General features: G+C 43.8%; 16 protein-coding genes and 3 pseudogenes. 4 read left to right on the forward strand and 15 right to left on the reverse strand.

The features are described from left to right. Positions 1-128: 128 nt before the first annotated feature. Positions 129-1,040 (reverse strand): annotated as a pseudogene (locus F6K51_RS27985) (transposase); the annotation flags it as partial. Between the two features lie 747 nt (positions 1,041-1,787). Here F6K51_RS27985 and F6K51_RS27990 point away from each other — a divergent pair. Next, positions 1,788-2,744 (forward strand): ribonuclease Z, encoded by a 957-nt coding sequence (locus F6K51_RS27990; protein ID WP_293026280.1) that lies wholly within the window; start codon positions 1,788-1,790, stop codon positions 2,742-2,744. 193 nt (positions 2,745-2,937) lie between these two features. Here F6K51_RS27990 and F6K51_RS27995 read toward each other — a convergent pair whose 3' ends face one another. After that, positions 2,938-5,202 (reverse strand): bifunctional (p)ppGpp synthetase/guanosine-3',5'-bis(diphosphate) 3'-pyrophosphohydrolase, encoded by a 2,265-nt coding sequence (locus F6K51_RS27995; RefSeq protein WP_293026282.1) that lies wholly within the window; start codon positions 5,200-5,202, stop codon positions 2,938-2,940. A gap of 436 nt (positions 5,203-5,638) precedes the next feature. On the opposite strand from F6K51_RS27995, the gene patD reads away from it, so the two are divergent. Next, the gene (patD, locus tag F6K51_RS28000) at positions 5,639-6,013 is read left to right on the forward strand and encodes a heterocyst frequency control protein PatD (protein ID WP_293026284.1); all 375 of its coding nucleotides are present in this window, start codon (positions 5,639-5,641) and stop codon (positions 6,011-6,013) included. A 355-nt stretch (positions 6,014-6,368) separates the two neighbouring features. Here patD and F6K51_RS28005 read toward each other — a convergent pair whose 3' ends face one another. The 6 genes from F6K51_RS28005 to F6K51_RS28030 form a co-directional block, all read right to left on the reverse strand. Further along, positions 6,369-6,632 (reverse strand): hypothetical protein, encoded by a 264-nt coding sequence (locus F6K51_RS28005; protein ID WP_293026286.1) that lies wholly within the window; start codon positions 6,630-6,632, stop codon positions 6,369-6,371. Positions 6,633-6,860: 228 nt separating this feature from the next. Next, positions 6,861-7,556, reverse strand: a complete 696-nt coding sequence (locus F6K51_RS28010) for a redoxin domain-containing protein (RefSeq protein WP_293026288.1) — start codon at positions 7,554-7,556, stop codon at positions 6,861-6,863. Positions 7,557-7,739: 183 nt separating this feature from the next. Continuing rightward, positions 7,740-9,848 carry a protein-disulfide reductase DsbD domain-containing protein gene (locus F6K51_RS28015; protein WP_293026290.1) on the reverse strand — a complete coding sequence of 703 codons (2,109 nt, stop codon included), beginning with the start codon at positions 9,846-9,848 and terminating at the stop codon, positions 7,740-7,742. Positions 9,849-10,699: 851 nt separating this feature from the next. Next, positions 10,700-11,311, reverse strand: coding sequence for a Uma2 family endonuclease (locus F6K51_RS28020; protein ID WP_293026292.1), 612 nt, complete (start codon positions 11,309-11,311; stop codon positions 10,700-10,702). 181 nt (positions 11,312-11,492) lie between these two features. Continuing rightward, positions 11,493-11,834 (reverse strand): DUF433 domain-containing protein, encoded by a 342-nt coding sequence (locus F6K51_RS28025; RefSeq protein ID WP_293026294.1) that lies wholly within the window; start codon positions 11,832-11,834, stop codon positions 11,493-11,495. A gap of 46 nt (positions 11,835-11,880) precedes the next feature. Next, positions 11,881-12,267, reverse strand: coding sequence for a hypothetical protein (locus F6K51_RS28030; protein WP_293026296.1), 387 nt, complete (start codon positions 12,265-12,267; stop codon positions 11,881-11,883). Positions 12,268-12,395: 128 nt separating this feature from the next. On the opposite strand from F6K51_RS28030, the gene F6K51_RS28035 reads away from it, so the two are divergent. Continuing rightward, the gene (locus F6K51_RS28035; protein WP_293026298.1) at positions 12,396-12,626 is read left to right on the forward strand and encodes a hypothetical protein; all 231 of its coding nucleotides are present in this window, start codon (positions 12,396-12,398) and stop codon (positions 12,624-12,626) included. A 320-nt stretch (positions 12,627-12,946) separates the two neighbouring features. Here F6K51_RS28035 and F6K51_RS28040 read toward each other — a convergent pair whose 3' ends face one another. The 4 genes and pseudogenes from F6K51_RS28040 to F6K51_RS28050 all read right to left on the reverse strand — a co-directional run bounded on the left by F6K51_RS28040 (position 12,947) and on the right by F6K51_RS28050 (position 17,776). Continuing rightward, the gene (locus F6K51_RS28040; protein ID WP_293026300.1) at positions 12,947-16,072 is read right to left on the reverse strand and encodes an AAA-like domain-containing protein; all 3,126 of its coding nucleotides are present in this window, start codon (positions 16,070-16,072) and stop codon (positions 12,947-12,949) included. Between the two features lie 3 nt (positions 16,073-16,075). Continuing rightward, positions 16,076-17,167, reverse strand: a complete 1,092-nt coding sequence (locus F6K51_RS28045; RefSeq protein ID WP_293026302.1) for an AAA-like domain-containing protein — start codon at positions 17,165-17,167, stop codon at positions 16,076-16,078. A gap of 15 nt (positions 17,168-17,182) precedes the next feature. After that, positions 17,183-17,386 (reverse strand): annotated as a pseudogene (locus F6K51_RS38640) (hypothetical protein); the annotation flags it as partial. Further along, complete coding sequence (locus F6K51_RS28050; protein ID WP_293026304.1) at positions 17,387-17,776, reverse strand: effector-associated domain EAD1-containing protein; 390 nt, start codon at positions 17,774-17,776, stop codon at positions 17,387-17,389. It lies immediately after the preceding pseudogene. Between the two features lie 377 nt (positions 17,777-18,153). On the opposite strand from F6K51_RS28050, the gene F6K51_RS28055 reads away from it, so the two are divergent. Further along, a complete protein-coding gene (locus tag F6K51_RS28055; protein WP_293026306.1) occupies positions 18,154-18,336 on the forward strand; it encodes a hypothetical protein in 183 nt (60 codons plus the stop codon). A 45-nt stretch (positions 18,337-18,381) separates the two neighbouring features. On the opposite strand, the gene F6K51_RS28060 is transcribed toward F6K51_RS28055, so the two are convergent. From F6K51_RS28060 to F6K51_RS28070, 3 genes and pseudogenes are all read right to left on the reverse strand, one after another. After that, complete coding sequence (locus F6K51_RS28060) at positions 18,382-18,504, reverse strand: hypothetical protein (protein WP_293026308.1); 123 nt, start codon at positions 18,502-18,504, stop codon at positions 18,382-18,384. Between the two features lie 173 nt (positions 18,505-18,677). After that, on the reverse strand, positions 18,678-21,920 hold the full coding sequence (locus F6K51_RS28065; protein WP_293026310.1) for an efflux RND transporter permease subunit: 3,243 nt from the start codon (positions 21,918-21,920) through the stop codon (positions 18,678-18,680). Between the two features lie 23 nt (positions 21,921-21,943). Beyond that, a pseudogene (locus F6K51_RS28070) lies at positions 21,944-22,177 on the reverse strand (hypothetical protein); the annotation flags it as partial.

Below are 22,177 nucleotides of genomic sequence, written 5' to 3' on the forward strand. Positions count from 1 at the left end.
CTGTCACTCGGATTTCACGAGGGGTGGAATTTCACCACCATGGTTATCAAGTTGTCATGGTTCATTTAACCAAGCAGCTAATCCTCCAAATCCTTATTGGATAAGGTTTATAGCTAACGAATCGCACTCCGGAATTGATACCAACCTGCATCATTAATAGACTTGGCAAGACAGTGGTTTTTAACCATATTCTTGATCCTTAAATCTTCATAGGCTACCAGGTCGTTAGACCGGACTACGCAACGTGCAAGTCCCTTTGCATGTTCTATGCGCTACGCGCAGGCTTCGCCAACACGTTGCCTACTTATTTTAAGGTGTGTCCTACCAAGTTTATTAATTGCTTTCTTGCGGTTAGCAGAGCCTTTCTTTTTTCGATCAACTCGACGTTGATAGAACTTTAGACGCTTTTCCCCTTTGCGATAAAACCTAGGATTAGGTACAGTATTGCTATTCGAGTCAGTGTAGAAGTCTTTTAACCCAACATCTAAGCCAATAGTCGTACCTGTTGCTGGAACAGACTCATTGATATCGATCTGAATGCAAAACTGAACATAGTAACCATCGGATCGACGGACTATCCTAACCCTCTTGATTAGCTTTTTGTCAAAGCGCCATAAATTCCATGTTCCTTTGATTTTGAGTTTCCCAATCCCTTTTTTGTCACTAAAAATGATTGACTTTTTATCTGAACATAATTTCCATCCAGAAGTCTTGTATTCGACTGAGTGAAAATGTTTTTTGAATCTAGGAAAACCTTTCTTTCCGGGAACTTTTTTCTTACAGTTTTCGTAGAAACGGGCAATTGATGACCATGCTCGTTCAGCACTGGCTTGCCGAGCCATAGAGTTCAATTCATTGGCAAACGGGAACTGCTTTGCTAAGACAGTGCAATATTTGTTGAGGTCTAATTTTCCAACACCTTTATTGTCCATCCAATAGCGAATACAGCTATTGCGAACAAATTTAGCTGTTCTAATCGCTTCTTCTATTGCTAAATATTGCTTTTGTTTGCCAATTGCCTTGAACTCTAAAACAATCATTAGTATCGACCTTTAACTACTACTTTAGTCTACACTACACAGAGTAAAATTGCCGGAAATATAAAAATATTTTTCTCACGGCGCGTCAAGCCGCTGTTAGCCTTCATTCTGGAGACGAAACCTTTCAGAGGGTCGCCTTATTACAAAGACTTGAAACTTTGACGCATAACCGTTTCGACCATAAAGGCTCCACTCTTTTACGGTAATTTCAGACCCCGGTCATTAGACACGGGGTTTTCGGCTTTGGGGGATTTTTATAAACCCATGTCATAAGCATTCAGCTATCAGCCGTGAGCTTTTAGCTCACGCTACGCGAACAGCTGTCAGCTAATGAACCGGAAGTAGTAAACAAGCTTACGGGCTGGTACGGCTGGTTGAAAATCCCTGCTCGTTTTACTCATCTGACCCCTTGCAGTTCTCCCGCCTGCTAGCACATCAAGTAGGGTGGCACAGGCTTTGGCCTTTGGCCACGCTGTGCGAACGACGCTGTGAAGCATAAGCTGATAGTACCTTAAGTAGCTTGCGCGTAGCGCATTAGCTGACGGCTGAATGCTTACCCCATGTCACGTTATATAGCGTTAATCATAGTAATGAGGTAAACAGGATTTTTTTCCAGATCCGCTGTTTCCTCTTCCCTATTCCCTGTTCCCTAAAATCCAGAACTTTGTATCTCAGGCAATTTAGCACTCAGCATGATCAGACTGAGCCTGTGTACTATATATAGAGGAAGATTCAAAAACAGGCTGCGTGGAAATTACATTTTTAGGAACTAGCTCCGGAGTCCCAACGCGATCGCGCAATGTGTCCAGTGTAGCGCTGCGCTTACCTCAGCGTGCAGAAGTCTGGCTGTTTGACTGTGGCGAAGGTACTCAGCATCAACTTTTGCGGAGTGACCTGAAAAGCAGCCAGATCAGACGAATGTTCATTACCCACCTCCACGGCGACCATATTTTTGGTATCCCAGGTCTGTTAGCAAGCTGTGGCTTAGCGGGAAACATCGACAGGGTTGATATTTATGGACCACCGGGTTTAGATAGTTATCTCCAAGCTTGCCTAAAATACTCTCGCACCCATTTGGCATTCCCCTTCAAGGTTCACACCATAAAACCTGGTTTACTCTACGAAGACCAGGAATTTACCGTTAGCTGTCTACCCCTCGAACATCGTGTACCAGCCTTTGGCTATCGAGTGTGTGAAAAAGACCGACCGGGCAGGTTTAATGTAGAAAAAGCGATCGCATTAGGAATTCCGTCTGGTCCTCTTTACGGTAAACTCAAACGGGGAGAAACGATTACCCTACCTAATGGGCGTGAGATTAAGGGCATTGACTTGTGTGGAGCACCCGAAACTGGTCGTAAAGTAGTGTATTGTACCGATACTATCTTCTGTGAGCAGGCCATTGAACTGGCAAAGGATGGGGATGTTTTGATTCACGAAGCTACTTTTGCCCATCAAGACGCTCAGATGGCTATTGAGCGCTTACATTCTACCTCTACCATGGCAGCCCAAGTTGCCCTTGGTGCAGGGGTCAAACAGCTAATTATGACCCATTTCAGTCCTCGTTATGCTCCAGGAAACCCCCTTAGGTTAGATGATTTGCTTCAAGAAGCACGGGCAATTTTCCCAAATACCATCTTAGCCTATGATTTCTTCACCTATGAAGTGCCTAGACGACGTTCAGAAGAAAAACAAGTTGTTTGTTGAATCTTGACTGTTTGAGTGTTATCTGTTGAATTTTGACTGTTGGTTGAATCTTGACTGTTGGTTGAATCTTGACTGTTGGTTGAATCTTGACTGTTAAGTCTTAACCTTCTAACTTTCAACCTTCTAACTTTCAACCTCCTAACCTTGGCCAAAAGGCAACGCGTTCGCGTTCAACCTCCTAACCTTCTTACCTTCAATTACATTCCTCCACCTGGGAAACACGTCGGATATTTAACACATCGCTCATTTGTTGAATTTTGGCAAAGCTGCAGTTTAGTTGTTGGTGATCGAGAATATCAATACACAGGTCAATTAGAGCTGGTCTGCCATACTGAGTTTTGACTTGAGCTTTACGGACATTAATGTTTTGGTCACTTAAGCGAGACAGAATGTCTTTGAAGACACCAACCCGGTCAATCACTTCAATTTGCACATTCACCGGGTAGGTTTGGGGACGTCCGTTATCGATATCAGTGGGATTCCAGCTGACCGGTACTAGTCTTTCTCCTAAAACATTTTCCACATTCACACATCCTTGCCGATGAATGGAAATCCCCTTAGTGCGAGTGACTACCCCAATAATGGATTCTCCCGGTAAGGGGTTACAACATGCAGCAAGGCGATACAGTAGTCCTTCTACACCAGCAATAGGATGTGTCTTAGCAGGAAGTTGGGATTGGGGATGAATGGGGGTAGAGCTAGAATACTCTTGAACCACTTCACTTTCTCCTGGCTCATTGTCTAAACCAGCGTGTAGTTCTTCCCGTAGTCGTTTCACTACAAAGTTCAGTGTCACTGCACCGTGACCCAGACCAGCCAGTAAATCCTCTACTTTGTGGTAGTTACAGCGCTCCGCCACAATTTGCATTGGTGCTGATTTGAGCAAGGCTTCAAATCCTTTTTTCCCAAGTTCCTTCTCTAAGAGTTCCCGACCCCGAGCCACATTTTCTTCCCGATGCGATCGCTTAAACCATTGCCGAATACGATTTCTCGCACTGGCTGTTACCACAAAGTTAAGCCAATCTAGACTAGGGTGAGCGTTTTTGGTGGTGAGAATTTCTACAATATCCCCATTCTTTAGAGGAGAATCAAGTACCCGCCACTCCCCATTAACTCGTACACCAGCACAATGGTTTCCCACCTCGGTATGAATCCGATAGGCGAAGTCTACGGCAGTTGCCCCCCGACTCAAAGCGACTACATCACCATCTGGTGTAAATACATAGACATCTTCATCAAATAGGTTATCTTTGATGTTTTCCATGTATTCCTGAGCATCTTTCAGGTCTTTCTGCCATTCCAATAACTGCCGCAGCCAAGTCAGCTTTTCGTCATCAGCCGTGAATTTAGTAGTATTAGAGCCACCCGTTTCCTTATACTTCCAGTGAGCCGCAATACCCCATTCCGCCACATGGTGCATTTCCAGGGTGCGAATTTGGACTTCGATCGGGCGACCATTAAACCCAATCACTCCGGTATGGAGGGATTGATAGCGATTGGGTTTGGGTAAACCAATATAATCTTTAAACCGACCTGGAATTGGTCTGAACAGATCATGAACAACAGCCAAGGCTCGGTAGCATTCCTCTTTAGTTTCCACAATCACCCGCATGGCAGCAAGATCATAGATTTCATTAAACCCCTTGTTCTGGCGCTGCATTTTCTGATATATTCCATAAAGGTGCTTGGGGCGACTACTAAGATCAACGCAATGAACACCGGTTTTCTCAATGCGCTCTCGCAAAAGTTCTGAGACTTCCTTCAGCCGCTGTTCCCGGTCTGAGCGTCTTTCTGCTACCAAGGACTGAATTTCCCGATAAGCATCCCTTTCCAGATATTTAAAGGCTAAATCTTCTAGTTCCCACTTGAAGCGACCAATTCCTAACCGATTGGCTAGGGGGGCAAAGATATCTCGGGTTTCTTGGGCAATCTGACCCTGTTTTGCTGGCTTCAAGTATTCCAAGGTCCGCATATTATGTAATCGATCTGCCAGTTTCACAACGATTACCCTGATATCTGCTGCCATGGCGAGGAACATCCGGCGGAAGTTCTCGGCTTGACGCTCAGTTTTACTGGAGAAGTTGAATTTAGATAGTTTTGTTACCCCTTCTACTAAATTTCGTACCTCCACTCCGAACCGGGATTCTATTTCTTCTGGAGTAATTTCCGTATCTTCAACTACATCATGGAGGAATCCAGCCGCTATCATAGTAGAGTTGCCGCCCAAATCCCTTAATAGATCAGCCACTGCAATCGGATGGGCAATGTAAGGCTCTCCAGATTTGCGGTACTGACCTTCATGGAGTTGGTAAGCAAATTTAAATGCCTCAGCGATTAACAAAGTATGATCACCGACTGGTTCCTCTGCCGCTGATGAAGCGGCTTTTAAGCAATATTGCAGCCAGTCAGGAATCTCAACGTTAAAATTCAGAATAGAGTAGGTGGCGATCGCGTCCATAATTATTTGCCCCTCAGAGAAAAAAATAGATACTGGAGTCGAGGAAAACCGAAATCTAGCAAAATGAGTACTGACTCAGAAGGGCGGCAAGCCTATCCATGCAGCCAAACCCTTCTGAGTAAGCAATCACTGTAAGTAAAGCTTCCTCTCACCCTCCTTTTTCGTCAAGCCAGAATGCTGTCCGGATCCTCAAGTTTAAAGAGATGGAAGCTTGCTTCAATATTTAAGTGGCAGAGCCAAATTGTTGTTTTGGTAACTACCTTGTCTTTAATAGGACTTACGAAGTTTAGTTGGTTTTGCCCCCCTGCCCCCCAATTTTGGGGGGTAATGATGTCAAAGTCCCCCAGAATTGGGAGATTTAGGGAGCATTTGCGTAAGTCCTGTTTAAAAAGAAAAAATTCTTTACATTTATAATTTTACGCTAATAGGGCTCACAATGTTATCTCAATCACATAATCAACCATTACGAGAATTCCAACAAGCCCTAGAACAAATGTACTACAAAATTGGCGCTGATGATGTGGCCCGATCAGCAAATCAGCAGCAGTTTCAAGCACTAAAGGGGCTGTTCATCACTCAGATCGCTAGTATTAGTGCCTCAGACATACCTCTCGATTATGTCTCTCGATGGCAGTCCCTAAAAACCGAAATTCACAAACAGATCCGATTATTGGAAAATGACCTGATGCTTCTGCAGGCATCCCGGAGTGCTGAGACAGCCAAATTGAGGCAGAAGGGAGTATGCGATCGCATTCAGACCCTGATTCAGTACTGCCAAGGGTGGCTGCAACAATCTCAAGAACAATCATAATACTCCTGCCTAGGACTTACGCAGCTGAAACGAAACATCAAATGATATTTCGTAAATCACCAATCACCAATAACAAATTCACCCCACCAGTGTCTTAAACCAGTGGGGTTTCTGAGGGTTAATTGAAAATAATTAATTACAAAATTTTTTAGCTATTAGTTTCGTGAGGGGTTTCCACCACTATTCATCTACTCTTGACCTTCATGAAAATGCCTAAGTTTTCCTTGATTCAATTGCTTGATTCAAAAGGTTATAGCACTACGCATTAAGGTGTTTGACATTGATACAATCTGAAAAGCTATTATAGTAAACTTTTGCATGCATGCATGCATGCATGCATGCCTTGCGCGTAGCGCTATACTTCTGAGTATTTGATAGAGGAGTTGATAACTGAATGCTTACAATAAACTGGAACTGGGAAACGGGTAACTTCAGATTTACAGATGCTCAAAGCCAAATCAAACAGCAACACCTCTGCTTGCTCTTGACCCACTAACATCACAGATTCTGCTTGAGAAATAGCAGCACCATCACCAGCTTGTAGCAAGTAATTATCTAACTTAACCTGACCTCGTGCTACTTGTACCCAAATATGACGATCTTGAATTGTTTTAGCCATCGCATGGCGTATTACTAATCCTTGTCCTACTCTTGAGCAATTTTTACAAGTTGTTAGAGATACAGCTAATATGTAAGCTATAAGCTATCAGCTGTCAGTTGTCAGCTTAAAATAAACTTCGTTTGGTAGAATTTAAGAGTTCGAGATTAATGATAATAGAAAGTCTGGGGATTTGACCATCTAAGGATATGCTGATTGCTGATTGCTGATTGCTAATTGCTTACACCTTTAACTATTATATTTCACCGAGCAACCGTAAGGCTGAGTGACTGTTTTTTCCACAGGTTTATTATTGATAACACTATTCAAAGCAGCTTGGACATAATTGGTAGCAGTTTCTACATCCGCTGGATTAGCTGAGGGTTTATTATCAATTGCTCCCATGTATTTCAAGACTCCATCAGTATCAATAACATACATATGGGGTGTGGTGCGAGCTTGATATAGACGACCAATGGTGCCTTCGGAGTCTATAATTACTGCTGTGGGACTAGCGCTACTGCTTTGAATCAATTCATTGGCTTTTTGAGGGGTGACATGACCTTGCTGTCCTGGAGCTGAGGAGATAATTGATAACCACACTACTCCCTTGCTGGTGGCTTCTTTCTGAAGTTTCTGCATGTTACCACTGTTGTAATGTTTGCGGACAAAGGGACATTGGTGATTAGTCCATTCCAATACTACGACTTTGCCTTTGAAATCACTGAGCTTGTGGGTGGTATTGTTGCTGTCAACTCCAGTGAATTCTGGTGCTTTTTGATCAATCTGTAATGGTGATGATGCTGCAATTGCGGTGGAGGCTGGACTTGTAGTGTTGGAATCTTTAGTGACGGGAGTATTCTGGCATCCAGTGATAATTAAGGCTAGGGCTACTAATCCAGTGGTGGTAATTTTATGACCGTTTAATTTGATAACATTGTTCATTTTTTTTGATGGCTGATTGTTGATTGTTTATTATTACTTGTTACTTGTTATTTTCCATCTCCTTAAATTCTACCTAAATTTTCTATAAGGATTCTAAATGAATTGTGATAATTTTTGATGCCATATTCCCTACTCCCTACTCCCTACTCCCTACTCCCTACTCCCTACTCCCTGTTCCCTTTGCTATAGTTTTTTGATGGCACGTTGAACTTGATCTGGGGATAGAATCTGAGGTAGTATAATGGGCTTGGTGAATTCTGAGTCTCCTGGATACAATACATAAAGGGGTACGCCACTGCGTCCAAAGGATTCTAGAGCTTTGGTGATGGCTGGGTCACGATTAGTCCAGTCGGCTTTGAGTAGGGCAATTTTTTTAGACTCAAAGGCGGCTATGGTTTCTGGCTGGTTGAGGGCGACACGCTCATTAACTAGACAGGTAATGCACCAGGAGGCTGAGAAATTCAGGAATACTGGGCTTCCTGATTGCCTTAGTTTAACTAGTCGTTTAGCTGTATAGGCTTGCCATTTGATGCCCTGATTTTGATTATGGGTCAGTGGAGTAGGAGTGGTGCTGGAAACTTGGGCTAAGCTTAGGGAAAATCCTAGGGCGACTAAGGCGCAGATTGAGCCAAGATGCTTTCCTAGAGGGGGGAGTAGGCGGGTTTTTTGGTGCAGCCAAGTGGCAAAGGCAATTAGGATTAGCCCTGCTAGGGCGGCTGCTAAACCGTTGGTTCCAGTTTGCTGGGCTAATACCCAGATTAACCAGGCGGTTGCGGCGTACATGGGGAATGCCAGAAGCTGTTGGAAGGTTTCCATCCATGCTCCTGGTTTGGGTAAAATACGCTGCAATCCTGGGGTGAAGCTAATGGCTAAGTAGGGCAGGGCTAGCCCAAGACCGAGCATTTCAAAGATTGCGATCGCTATCGGTACGGATTGGGTCAGGGCTACTCCCAGGGCGGTTGCCATGAATGGTGCGGTGCAGGGAGTGGCGACTACGGTGGCAAAGACTCCTGTGAAAAATTCCCCGATGTATCCTGAGCGAGTGGTTAATCGTTGCCCAATTCCCATGATTGAAGCACCGAAGATAAAGACTCCCGATAGGCTTAAGCCAACGGCAAACATTAGATATGCCATTAAGGTAACGAAAACGGGGGATTGTAGCTGGAATCCCCAGCCGATTTGTTGCCCTAGCGATCGCAAAATTAATAGCACACTGGCGACTACGGTAAAACTGACGAGAATGCCTGCGGTGAATGCGATCGCATGCCGTCTCACTTGCTGGGGACTTTTCTGGGATTTTTGGACTATGTTGAGTGCTTTGAGAGATAGCACTGGGAAGACACAGGGCATCAGGTTGAGGATTATGCCTCCGAGTAGTGCTAGCAGGAGCACTTGCCATCGGGGTTGGGTTGGGGTTGCGGCAGTTTTGCCTATTTCATTGCTTACTGCGGCTTCAATGGTGAAGGCTTGGACTACGGATTGGTTGTCTAGGGATTCTCGAATCACTAGCACTCCAGTGATTGGGTCGAGTTTCCTAAGATAGCCTCGCTGCAATCGCAAGGTGATTCCATCTTGATTAAGTTCTGGGTTTTGGGGCGCTGGGTTGCTAATGATACCGTCTTGATGTGGGAAAAAGATGACCTCTTGGATTTGAGCCTCTTCCATTTCCGGGGCTTCAACTTGCAGGGTTAAGTCTTTTGGTTCGATAGTGACCGTGACTTTCCATGGGGAAGGTTTGGGTAGAGCTTGACGGGCTTGCTCAAATAAGTTTACCCACTGTTGGTTGACTAAGGGAGGTCTAGAGGTAATTGGTAAGGTGAGGTTGAAGGTGCCTTCTTCCGGAATACAGTTTACTTCACAGACCAGCCAATCCGCTTTTACTCGGAGTTGGAGAGAATCGGGAGTAGCTAGGTTGGCTGGGGGTGTGATTTGGCTGAGTAGGGTAACCTCTTCTTCATAACCAAAGTTCATTAATGGCTCAAGGGGTAGCCGCTGGGGATAGGGCCACACGATGTCTCCCACTTCAAAGCCGGGGGGTAGGTTCCAGTTAAGGGTAGCTCCAAGACCCGAGTCACCAGGGTTTCGCCAATAGGTGTGCCAGCCGGGATTGATATTGAAGTGTAGTCCTACCCAGAAGGGGGTTCCAGGTTGAATATTGATGACTTCGCTGATTAATTGCACCTCGACGTTCTCGGTTTGGACTGGGTTAGCCGAGGCAGGAGCAATGGGTAGTAAGGTAGTGGAGAGGGTTAGGGCTAGGGCTATGATCCAGGTGAGGAGTTGGTGCAACATGATGACTCTACTGAACACATGTTTAACCTACACGATTTTTCTAAGAGGTTGTCTGAGAAGTCTCATTTGCTACATCCAAGCCCCCTAAATCCCCCAATTTTGGGGGACTGAAGCCAATTGACTCTTGTTCCCCCCAAAGTTGGTAGGGCTGTTTCATTCTGGCCAAAAATAGATGGGGAGATGGGGAGATGGGGAGATGGGGAGAAAAGGAGCGCGAATAGTCGTGATTTTGGCCAAATTTATCTAACCATACTCAAAAGCCGAATCACGAATTGTTAGTCATTTGAGTTGATTGAAGCCGGCTAATTAGTCAGATTTTAATGACTAAATTTGGGGATTTGTAGGAAAATTTTGAGCTATTTCCCTATCCCCCTATCCCCCTATCCCCCTATCTCCAATAATCGTTAACTTATTTTTCTTTGAAACAGCCCTGCCCAAAGTTGGGGGGCTAGGGGGGCAAAATTCAGTATAAAAAAACTTTTCAGATATCCTCTAAGGAATCATCTCAGGTACAGTTAGGTCAGTTACCCATTACCCATTATCGATTAAGCAACTAATCTTTTGGTATTAAAATTTTCATCTGCCAGGAATCGAGCCATTTGGGATTACCTGGATTGATTGCGTTGCTGATTATGGGTATGGTCAAGCCCCCCTAGCCCCCCAATTTTGGGGGGAACAAGACTTTCAAAGTCCCCCAAATTTGGGGGACCAACGGGGGCTTGACCAAAACCAGATGATCCCGCATTCATTCCTTAATTCAGCAACGCCGGATTGATTGCGCCTAGCTATTAGGCGATGGACGCGCGTCCCGCTTTCAGCGATCGCGTATTCCAATTGGATTAAAGCGTTGTTCAGCCTTCCCAAACTTCTTCCATGACCATGACAAAACCAGGCAGCACTGATTCATCCCCCTTCACCGTAGCTGGATTGTCCAACTGCTCCACTTCTACCCCAGGACGGTAAATATATACTTGACGACTATTTGGCTCAATCAACCACCCCAACAGAGCGCCATTTGACCTGTACTCTTCCATCTTTTCCTTAAGACTCTTCACCCTATCACTGGGAGAGCGCAACTCAATCACAAAATCTGGGCACAGAGGAATAAACTTTTTCCTTTGTTGAGGCGTTAGGGCTTCCCACCTGTCTTTTTTGACCCAAGAAGCATCAGGGGAACGTTCTGCACCATTGGGCAGCTTAAATCCACCAGAAGAATCAAATACCTTGCCTAGCTTTGTTTGGCGATTCCACAACTGTAGCTGAAAATTAATGTTGGAATTTTTTTGAGATGTTTCACCTCCTGTGGGGGGCATAACAATTATTTCTCCGTCTAATGTGCGCTCAATTCGTAAATCTCGATTAATCTGACAAAACTCAAAAAATTGGTCATCATCCATAGCCCATGCCGGGGGCATCTTCAACACAATGGGATTGGTTTCAACAGCTGTGGTGGCTACTTTCATGGCGATCTCTACTTCCCGCACAAAAGAGTTTCTTCTATTCTAGTTAACAAAAATACGCAGTTTTTAACCTAAAAACCCAGCTAAGCTGCACGTCACTCCGCACAATTGGAGATTTTAGCACCTCCGTTCCGTTCGGAAACTTGAGTAATTTAACGGTAATGGTAGCAGCAACTACTCCTATTTACCGTAGAGGTAGAAATCTTACTTGTCTAGCTAGTAAGCGATCGCGTATTCCAATAGGATTAAAACGTTGTTCAGCCTCCTGCTGAATTGCATCTCTCTGACGTTGACGTTCTACCAGATAGGTATGAACCTCATCTCGATGTCTGAGGTAGTAACCGATAACCAAGTAGATATCTGGTAGTTGTAGGGATGGATATTGCTCTGCGATTTCCTCTGGCGTGCATCCCTCAAGAAAAGCAGTCACAACAGTGTCTAGGGTGACGCGAGTTTTGGCAACTCGTACAACACCATGGGCATCTGTCTCTATAGGTGCGGATTCAAGGGCAATTGCTAGAGTCATAGACTTGATCAGGTTTCTATTTGATATGGTAGCAAACGCCTCCCCGTTATTCTAGTTCCCATGGTTCCAAGGTAGCAAAATGCTCTAGTAGCACCCGATGGACAAATATGTAGCCACCGCCAACCTTTTGCAAAAAAATACGATCAGTTGCGTAGTCTAAGAAACGAGCGTAGTTCCACGGAATGTGTCCACTACAGAATAGAATTATACGCAAGATGAAATGTTGAATGCAAGCAATACCAGCATTACTTAACATACTCATTAGTAAAGTACTAATCACTCCAGTTATCAACCCAGCAGATAACCCATCAATAATTCCACCAATCAATCCAAATATCAACCCACTTAATAATCCCAAGGTTCCCGCGTTAATTGCTGATCTAAATATCCCCTTGCCCTCCCTATGATTTTCTCGTTCCCTGGCAAGCTGCATTTTTGCATTAATGTAACAGTAAGCATTGTCCCACATTTCATGGTAGGATCTGTCAGCGAAGAGCCACTGTGCAGGCCCAATCAAAGGGCTTTAGGCAAGCATTTCGAACCTTTCAAAGGAGACTAATAATGAACCTGAATGACTTGATCGAAGAAAAATTAAACTCTTATGCTCAGAAGATTGTTTCTGGCGGTAGCAAGACCGACGAAATTGCGGTTGGGGAAATTACCTTCTATGTCGCTCTGCGTCGCGTAGTAAATGGTAAAGGAACCCTGCAAGACCTGGGTATGATGGATGCTATCAACGACACCCTCCAAACCTTAGGACTGGTCGAGGAAGGAAAAACCTTCTACAAATAATTTGCCCATCAAGAAGTTTGAGTGGTGGGCAATCTTGTAAATTGGATTTTATACCTCCATCCAACCACCACCAACTTTCGTTTGCCTAACATGGCATTGGAGCGGATGTGAAAGCAAAAGTGTTGAGCTTTGTTATAAAATGCTTTCACACCGCTCAACTTTACCGTTATGTCGCTTCAGTAAATTTTGCGTAGGGTGTGTTAGGGGTGGGATCGCCGTGATTTTCCGCTTCTTCGCCAGCTTTGAAATAGCCCACCCCGTAACGCACCACCGGCTCAAACAGCTTTTAGGAGATGCACCCAACATTAATCAACTCCCCGTTATTCTAGTTCCCATGGTTCCAAGGTAGCAAAATGCTCTAGTAGCACCCGATGGACAAACATGTAGCCACCGCCAACCTTTTGCAAAAAAATACGATCAGTTGCGTAGTCTAAGAAACGAGCGTAGTTCCACGGAATGTATCCACTACAGAATAGAATTATACGCAAGACAAAATGTTGAATACAAGCAATACCAGCATTACTTAACATACTCATTAGCAAAATAGTAATCAATCCAGTTATCAGCCGAGTAGATAACCCAGCAATAAGATAACCCATCCATCCAAATATCCACACACTCAATAATCCCAGAGTTCTCGCGTTAACTGCTGATCTAAATATCCCCTGATTAGGAGCTGCTTTAACTGCTGATATAAATCTAAATATCCCCTGATTAGGAGCTGCTTTTAACTCTATATTAGAACCAATAAGCCCACCTATTAACCCAAAAACTAGTCCAAAAAACAGTCCAAAAAACAATCCAAAAACCGGGATAAAAGCTAGCCCAACACTCAGTCCAACAATCAGCCTACCTATCCCTTTAATAATTTCATTAAAATTTATTGCATTCTCTAGTGTTCGAGACCAATCCAGAGTTTCAACAGGCTTTATTTCTTGCGTACTTCCCAGCCCCAAAAGTGAACTAAAAACTAGTCCACCCGTTAAGCTAAAAATTAGCCCACCCGTTAAGCCATAAATTAGCACACCCGTGAAGCTAAAAACAATTAGCCCACCCGTTAAGCCAAAAATTAGCCCACACACCAACTTCAATAGAGTTGAATAAACTATCCTCTGAGTTCGATTTAGCAACCAGGTAGGCTGCATTCGTTCAATTAAAAATATCCTTTGTTGATTCTCAACCATCCGCTTTGCAAGCCAAGCCAACCAATACTTTGTTTGAGCTTTACTGTATCTCTGATTAGTCCGCCGACGCTTAAACATGCTGTCAATGTAGGCACTGAATAGCTGTTTGCGACGTTCTTCTAGCAAGTCAGTTTTAGGCAAGTCTTCAACAGCTACTCCTTGGTAAGCCAGAGTCATAATATTGAGCATCAAAGGAGATTGAGCTAACTTTTGCAGTACCCTATCCTTTGTAATTAATGCCCTCAATCCTGTAACATTAGCCCCCAAACTATCCAGGTAATGATAGATTTGTTCTAAGGTGAGCAACCTCAAATAAACCGCACTTGTAAAGTTCAGACGGTTAGAGAGGGCTTGGTAGTCTTTGATGCGGCTGCAAACGACAATTTCTGCGCCGTACTGCTTAGAGAAAGTGTTCAAAGCAATAATACAATCATCTCTATAGTCAGCCTTGACTTCATCCAAACCATCTAAGAGCAGGAGCAGTTGCTGTTGGATGACTAAAGCTTGTCCAATTTGATTAGGAACATCATACTTAGTGTTTAGTTCTTCGACTAGCCAAGTAGCAATATTTTGGTTCTTATATGCCCAAGAGGATAGATTCAATACCACAGGAATCTGGTAAGCAATATCTTGCTCAGCACGGGCAATCAAGTCACGGGTTAGTTCTAGTAACGTTGTGGTTTTACCTGACCCTGGTTCACCTAATATAAGCAGCGTTCGACCTGGACTAATTTGGTCAAAAATATTAATTACCTTAGTCCCTTCTGGGAGTAGTTGAGGTGAGGAGTCCCCAATCTCTATAATCTGGCTCAAAGGGTTAGCAAGCGCATCAGGCCGTTGTTCTAGTCCCTGTTCGATTAGCACTTGGTGATATAAAGATTCTTCTAAAACACCTTTAACCCAATAGTTTTTGACTTTGGCAAGCAATGCCTGACGATTGCGGTAGTCTTGTCGAGTTAACAGTGAATCGCTTGCAATAATAGTTGAACTATCGTAATAAATATTAATCGTATTGTTACTACTTCCACTTTGAATAATGGTTTCTGTAACCTTATTATTATCGTATTTAGAGATATTTTGATGGACATAATTAGTATTGAATTTATCGCTGATTTGCGAACCTGTACTATTATCGTCTATTGTGACTCCGTTGTTATTGAGCCAAGTGATATTAAAAACTTCAGAATAGATTCGATTTCGCACCTCAAGTATGCCTAAATCATTAGCTTTTACTATACCGATTAACTTTAGTCTTGCATGAGTTAAATTTCGCTCCTTATTAATTATAATTATGTCTTTTATTATCAAAGAATAAAGCTTAAGTAATTCTGCTGATTGTGATTCTCTTAAAAGACGTTCTCTTACAAAATGCAAATTGTCATCAGTTTGCTTACCACGCTTTGTCAAGAAAGTTGCTAGTACAAGCTTTTCCACAATCTTATCTACTTGAGTAGTATCCCAACTTTCCTTAGCCCACTGTGCCACAACTTGACAAGTTTTCTGGGTAAGATAGGGATGTCCTCCTGTCCAATTAATTATTTGCTGTAGTAGCTTGAATGCTTGCTCAGATCCTGGTGCCAGTCCAGCAGCAAGAGGTTTAGCTTCTTCCAAAGTGAAATCGTTTAACTCAATACGCCTTCCAATATTGAAAGGAGTCCGTTCAACAGCTTTTACTAAATCCGATGGAGAGGCTACACCCAAAAGCACAAAAGTTAGCCGCTCTAACTCCGAGTTAATTGCACGTTCGTTGTAGAGGGAACGTATAGCAGCAAAGAAGTCATCGGTGTAGGATAGTGAAAGGGTAGAATCTATTTCATCAATGAATAATACAACCGAGGAAGAAACTTTCTCTAATAATATTTCTGAGATAAACATTGAATATCTATCTACTTCACTAAAGCTGGCATTTTCTCTCCACCAACTCTCATAGTCGAAGTGTAGACGCAGTTGTCTTACAATACGTCGAATTTGCCCTAGATACCAAGCTTCTAATCCAACAGAAGTGCCGATGCTGGTTAAATCAATAATGGCACTACGTATATTAAATTCCTTTAATTTTACTGCGGTGCGTACCATCAAACTAGATTTGCCCATCTGACGAGTGGTTAGTACATAGCAGTACTCTCCGTTGATCAGATTGTCTAGAAGTTCCTGGTCAGTAGCACGGGGTACGTAACTACGGTCTGAAACTTTTAACGTTCCGCCTACTACATAGTAATCTGGATCTGGGCTACTCTGGATCGGGTTGTGATCAGAATTCATGACTCATAGTCTCGTTTTAAAAAATTGTGCATAAAGCTGACATCTTGCCTGTACGGCATCAGGACTGTGTCCAAGAATTAATCCTGATTTCCGTAACCGATAAAAAATTTCGTTATTCGTGCATTTGTGTTTTCTGATAACGTCTTGCATGGCATGTCGCAAATCTGGCCATGCTTCAAGTTGCCTAAGATATCGAGATAAGTGTTCTGCAAATGGACCATCATCATCACCTGCTACTCTACAGAATTTTGGTACACTGATGCTTCTTGTAGCCATTGTATAAAAAGCCCTTCTTAACAAGTATGGATGTCCTCCTAGTAAATTGATCAGGGAGTCAATTTCACCAGATGACCGGGCTATGCTATTATGTTTACGATTCATTTCCTCAACCTTAGAACGACTCAAATCTCCTAGTTCAATAGAAATACCGACGTTGAACGGTGATTGGTTTAAATCTTGAATAAATAGAAACGCTTCTGTGGAATAGGCTAGAACTAGGTTAAGTTTTTCCCATTGCTCTTCTATAGCACGCTCATTATGCCAAGCTCGAATTAGACTAAAAAAGTCATCTCTGTAGTCATAATCGAAAACTCGATCAACATCATCAAATATCAGTAGAATAGGTAAGTCAGCGTTTTCAAGAACTTCTTCAAGCACAAAATCAGATAATTTATCTTTTGCTCCCAAGGAACTAGACCAATAGGAGTCTGGTGAACGGGAAGTTCGCCAGTGCTTGGTCATGCGAGCGGCTAGATATCGTAACAGGGAGTCGAGAGTGGATAAAAACGTTTTGTCAAGACGCTGAAAATCAAGATAGAGTGCAGCTTGACTATTTTGCTTAGCCTGTTGGTGCATACGAGCTAGCAAGGAGCTTTTGCCCATCTGATGAGCACCTTTGACACGGATAGTTTCTCCCCATCCTAACACTTTATCTAACCATTTAGCTTCGTTTTCTCGCTGCAGGTAGAATTTAGAGCGAAGCTTAACTGTCCCTTCAGGAGCTTCAAGTTCATTGAGCCAGTTAGAATCAAAAGAATGTCTAGGCGGCAGTAATTCATCTTCCGATAAAAGTACTGTTCCGTCTTCATCTAACAACAAATCATCTTGTTGAAATTTCAGGGTTTTGATTAGACGTTCCCATTGAGCAGCAGAATCGTTTTCTTCTAACCATTGCTTGAGTTGTTCAGCAATTGTTTTGGGAATATGTCCAGTTATTAATAAACGAGCAACAAATTCTATAATATGTTTTTCATGATCATTTTGTTTAGGTATATTATCTAAATTATCTAGAATATCATTTAAATTATCAGGGATTTAATATTTCCGATTATCCCCTAATTTATCGTAACAACAAGCGCTATAAGCCTGTTGCATTTGCTTGATGATTTGTTTTTCGAAAGGAAGCAATAGGTTGACTAAACTAGTCGTAATTTCAAATTTTTCCTTGATTGCCTTTAAGCTAGCATTATTGGGATTTTCGTTAAGGGCTTTCTTAATTAATTGTGCTAAACTATTGCTAGTATTGAAATCTTGTACTACTTTGTAAACAATTTCAGTCAAATTTTCACCACGAGCAATCTCTTCCAGATTTTGACTGAATTGATGTCGTAGCATCATTTCTAATTTAGTTTTACTAGGGAAAGCACGACACAGTGCTGACTCTATCTGCTTGAGGAGATAACCAGGGGTATTTCCAGCATTCATGTCTCTACTTGTGAACAATAGAATTTAATACTCTGGCTCCAACAGAACTGACGCAGTTAAGTTGATTTTGCCTCCAAATCAAATTTGGTAGGGCTGTAACTTTCTAAAAGTATAGATGGAGAGATAGGGATATGGGTAGATGAGCGTTGCTGAATCTTCTTTTGAATATTCGTAGAGCGGGCATCTTGCCCGCCCAAAAAGATCAGCCACAGGCAAGATGCCTATTCCACTAGATCTTGAACAGGCAAGATGCCTATTCCACTAGATCTTGAACAGGCAAGATGCCCATTCCACCAGATCAGCCACAGGCAAGATGCCTATTCCACCAGATCTTGAACAGGCAAGATGCCTATTCCACCAGATCTTGAACAGGCAAGATGCCTATTCCACCAGATCTTGAACAGGCAAGATGCCTATTCCACCAGATCTTGAACAGGCAAGATGCCCATTCCACCAGATCAGCCACAGGCAAGATGCCTATTCCACCAGATCTTGAACAGGCAAGATGCCCATTCCACCAGATCAGCCACAGGCAAGATGCCTATTCCACCAGATCTTGAACAGGCAAGATGCCTATTCCACTAGATCTTGAACAGGCAAGATGCCTATTCCACTAGATCTTGAACAGGCAAGATGCCTATTCCACTAGATCTTGAACAGGCAAGATGCCTATTCCACCAGATCTTGAACAGGCAAGATGCCCATTCCACCAGATCTTGAACAGGCAAGATGCCTATTCCACAAAACTCTTAAAATTATTCCATTATTAAGCAACTGCCTCCCCAAGACCGCGCTTTCCATTAAGACAGTCAAATGCACCCCAACTTTAAACCTTCAACCTTCAACCTTAAACCTTCAACCTTAAACCTTCAACCTTGATATCCCCCAGTAACCAATAAGATTAATCTACTCTAACCATTTCACGGGATTCTTCTTTATTATTCACCTCAGAGGGTTTCAGCTTCTGACCCCTAAAGTCTCCTAATAATCCCATCAATGCTGGAACTACTGTAGGTGTCAGTAATGTAGACAAAGCTAATCCCCCAGTTAAGGTAATCCCTAATCCTTGATATAATTCAGCTCCTTTCCCTGGTATTGCTGCTAACGGTAACATTCCTAGTACTGTAGTTCCAGCAGACATGAATATTGGTCGTAAGCGATCGCATACAGCTCTATACAAGGATGTATCGTAATCTATTCCTTCTCGCTGTAATTGCAAGGCTCGGTCTACTAAAAGGATGGCATTATTCACCACAACTCCAGTCAGAATCACAAATCCCAACCCGGTAATCATATCCAGCGGTACCACTACACCAGGAATTCTGTTCACTATCACCAAACTCAACAACGCTCCGGTTAATCCTATCGGTACGGTTGCCATAATTACGATGGGATAGAGAAAAGAACGGTAGAGTGCTACTAGCAACAGATAGGTAATCAGTAAAGACAGAAGAAAGATTGACCCCAATTGAAGTAACGTTTCTGATAGCAAATCTGCTGAACCAGCTAACTCGACACGATAGCCAGCAGGTAGATTTTTCCGGAAGGGTTTGAGAATCTGCTCCTCTGTTTGCTGAACTAGTTTGCCTAAGGGAGCTGAGCGCTCGACACTAACGGTTAGGGTAATAGAACGCTGTAAATCCACTCGGTTAATCCGATCGGGTCCGGTGGTATCTAGTACTTCAGCCACATCAGCCAGTTGTACTTGCCCACCATTGGGAGTATACATAGCTAACTGACGCAACTGTTCTGGGGTTTTGACAACGGTATTTTGTAATTCAACGGTCACATCCAGTTCCCGTTTACCATCCACAAATTCTGAGGCTCTAATCCCACCGAGAGCAGCTTCAACCATTCTCCCTAACTCAGCTTCTGACAAGCCCACTTCTGCCAGTCGCACCCGATTGGGAATGACTTGTAATTCTGGCGCACCAGTAACAAAACTCGAACGAGCATTGCGCACACCGTCCAGTTGGCGCAATTGCTTAGTAATATCCTGACCCCACTGGTTTAATTGATCCAGGTCTTGTCCTACCACACGCACCGTATAGGACTTACCTGGATTACGAAAAATGGGAATGCGCCTGGCAACGACAAAGCGATAACCAGGGAAATTAGACCCTACCTTTCCCATCCGATTCACCATGTTATCCAGATTCCTAGCGGTAGCTAACTCTGGCTTGAGACGGACTAAAATCGCGTTGCGTCCGGAGCGTGCTAATACCAAGGTTCGGTCAATTTCCGGCTGCTGTGCCAAGAACTTTCTGGCCGGTTGGGATAGCCGTAGGAATTCTGGAATACTGGTGCCTGGAAAGGGTTCCGTTAACCACATAATTAAATTACGGTTCCCTTCTGGTAGGTAATCCATGGGGGGGAGTAACCGAATACTGACAAAGAGCAATACTACAGGAATCAACAACACAGCCAAACGCCTTCCGATCCGTTTGCCACCAACAGACCAACGCACGGTTTTTAATAACAATCTCTCTAGCTTGCCTTGCCATACTCTAAATACTGCTGAAGTTTTAGCTACAGCTAGCACCAGGACATTTTGGATTTTTGCTCCTCTATTTCGCTGCTTTGGGCGCAATGGTTTTGGGTCTAAACCTTGGGTGCCGACATCCCCCATCCCCTGCAAAATCTGTTGCGCCTCCCCTTGATTAAGAAACAGTCCCGATAGCATAGGCACTAGGGTCAGAGCTGCAAACAGGGAAAACAATACCGATGTCGATAGAGCAATACCAATATCAAAGAACACCTGTCCTGGCTGCCCTGTCACTAAAACAATGGGAGCAAATACTGCTACGGTAGTCAGAGTAGAGGCTAGCATAGCTGACCACACTTCTTGAGTACCGTCAATAGCAGCTCGGATCGGATTTTTTCCCCGTTGCATGTGGGTGAAGATATTTTCTAGCACCACAATGGCATTATCCACCACCATTCCGACAGCAAAGGCTAATCCTGCCAGACTGATCACATTCAGAGAGCGACCTAGCAAGGCTAAGACAATAAAGACGGTAATAATAGTAGTCGGAATAGTTAGGGCAATTACTGCTACGGTGCGCAATGACCCGAGAAACAGCAGCAACACTAGGGATGCTAGTATCGCACCCATGATCAAATTTTGCTGCACTAAGGCAATAGATTGGTTAATATAGCCATTCTCGTCGTAGTTAATTAAAAACTCGACACCTTCTCCTTGCTGTTCCAGTTGGGCTTCCATTTCCTTGAGTACTGCTCTGACCCCCTTAGATATTTCTGGGACATTGCTACCAATTCGTCTTTCGATACCAATGCCAGCGGTTGGTTGGTCATTTGCTACAAGAACCGTACTTTGAAGCTTGCGACCAATTTTGACATCAGCTACATCTCCCAAATAGACAATTCCTGATTGGTCTCGGCGCAACACAAACCCTTCCAACTCCTTCACATCCTCAGAGCGACTGACGGTGCGAACTCGGTATTCCCGTCTTCCCACTACCATCGGTCCACCGCGAATATTGCGGTTATTATTGCGCAAAGTATTCACTACATTAGACAGGGTTAGATTGCGGTCAGCTAAGGCTTTCGGATCTACAATCACCTCCACTTCCCGTTCCCGTCCCCCAGGAGTAATAATCTGACCCACTCCTTCCACTTGCCGTAACTTGGGTACGATGGCATCTTGAATCAAGTCACGGTAATGGTCTGGGTCAGAATCATAGCCTTCTTTGGGCATTAGGACAATCCACATCATGGGACGGCTAACACCGCTGACCACTTCAGCAGAGGGGTCTCCCGCTTCTGGGGGTAGAGAGGACACTCGCTGTAATTTGCTCAAGACATCTACTAAGCGAGCATCAATATCTGTTCCCCAATTGAATTCGAGAGAAATCCGACTGCGTCCAGGGCGAGAGCTACTGGTAATTTCTTTAACTCCTGTGACTTCTTCGACGGCTTCTTCGATCGGTCTAGTAATCAGGTCTTCTACTTCCGTCGGTCCTGCTCCAGCGTAGGAGGTGCTAATGGTAATTTCTGGAGTATCACCTCCTGGTCGAAGTTCTAGGGGAAGCTGGAATAGGGCTAAGATGCCACATAGGGCTAGGAGGCAGAACAGAACAAATGTGCCATGTCGCCACCGGACCGCTGTTTCGATAAGTTTCATCAAATTTGGCCGAAGTTGGCAACTTAGGAACTAGGGAATCGGGAATCGGGAATCGGGAATTGGGAATCGGGAATCGGGAATCGGGAATCGGGAATCGGGAATCGGGAATCGGGAATCGGGAATCGGGAATTGGAAATCGGGAATCGGGAATCGGAAATCGGGAATCGGGAATCGGGAATCGGGAATCGGGAATCGGGAATCGGGAATCGGGAATCGGGAATCGGGAATCGGAAATCGGGAAGGATTCTAGAGACTAA

The organism is Moorena sp. SIO3I8 (genome assembly GCF_010692325.1).
GTDB lineage: Bacteria > Cyanobacteriota > Cyanobacteriia > Cyanobacteriales > Coleofasciculaceae > Moorena.

Coding starts and splice junctions, on each gene's coding strand:
- F6K51_RS27995 (WP_293026282.1), bottom strand. CDS start 5,202: ATGGACGCGATCGCCACCTACTCTATTCTGAATTTTAACGTTGAGATT.
- patD (WP_293026284.1), top strand. CDS start 5,639: ATGTTATCTCAATCACATAATCAACCATTACGAGAATTCCAACAAGCC.
- F6K51_RS28005 (WP_293026286.1), bottom strand. CDS start 6,632: ATGGCTAAAACAATTCAAGATCGTCATATTTGGGTACAAGTAGCACGA.
- F6K51_RS28010 (WP_293026288.1), bottom strand. CDS start 7,556: ATGAACAATGTTATCAAATTAAACGGTCATAAAATTACCACCACTGGA.
- F6K51_RS28015 (WP_293026290.1), bottom strand. CDS start 9,848: ATGTTGCACCAACTCCTCACCTGGATCATAGCCCTAGCCCTAACCCTC.
- F6K51_RS28020 (WP_293026292.1), bottom strand. CDS start 11,311: ATGAAAGTAGCCACCACAGCTGTTGAAACCAATCCCATTGTGTTGAAG.
- F6K51_RS28025 (WP_293026294.1), bottom strand. CDS start 11,834: ATGACTCTAGCAATTGCCCTTGAATCCGCACCTATAGAGACAGATGCC.
- F6K51_RS28030 (WP_293026296.1), bottom strand. CDS start 12,267: ATGCAGCTTGCCAGGGAACGAGAAAATCATAGGGAGGGCAAGGGGATA.
- F6K51_RS28035 (WP_293026298.1), top strand. CDS start 12,396: ATGAACCTGAATGACTTGATCGAAGAAAAATTAAACTCTTATGCTCAG.
- F6K51_RS28040 (WP_293026300.1), bottom strand. CDS start 16,072: ATGAATTCTGATCACAACCCGATCCAGAGTAGCCCAGATCCAGATTAC.
- F6K51_RS28050 (WP_293026304.1), bottom strand. CDS start 17,776: ATGAATGCTGGAAATACCCCTGGTTATCTCCTCAAGCAGATAGAGTCA.
- F6K51_RS28055 (WP_293026306.1), top strand. CDS start 18,154: ATGCCTATTCCACCAGATCTTGAACAGGCAAGATGCCTATTCCACCAG.
- F6K51_RS28065 (WP_293026310.1), bottom strand. CDS start 21,920: ATGAAACTTATCGAAACAGCGGTCCGGTGGCGACATGGCACATTTGTT.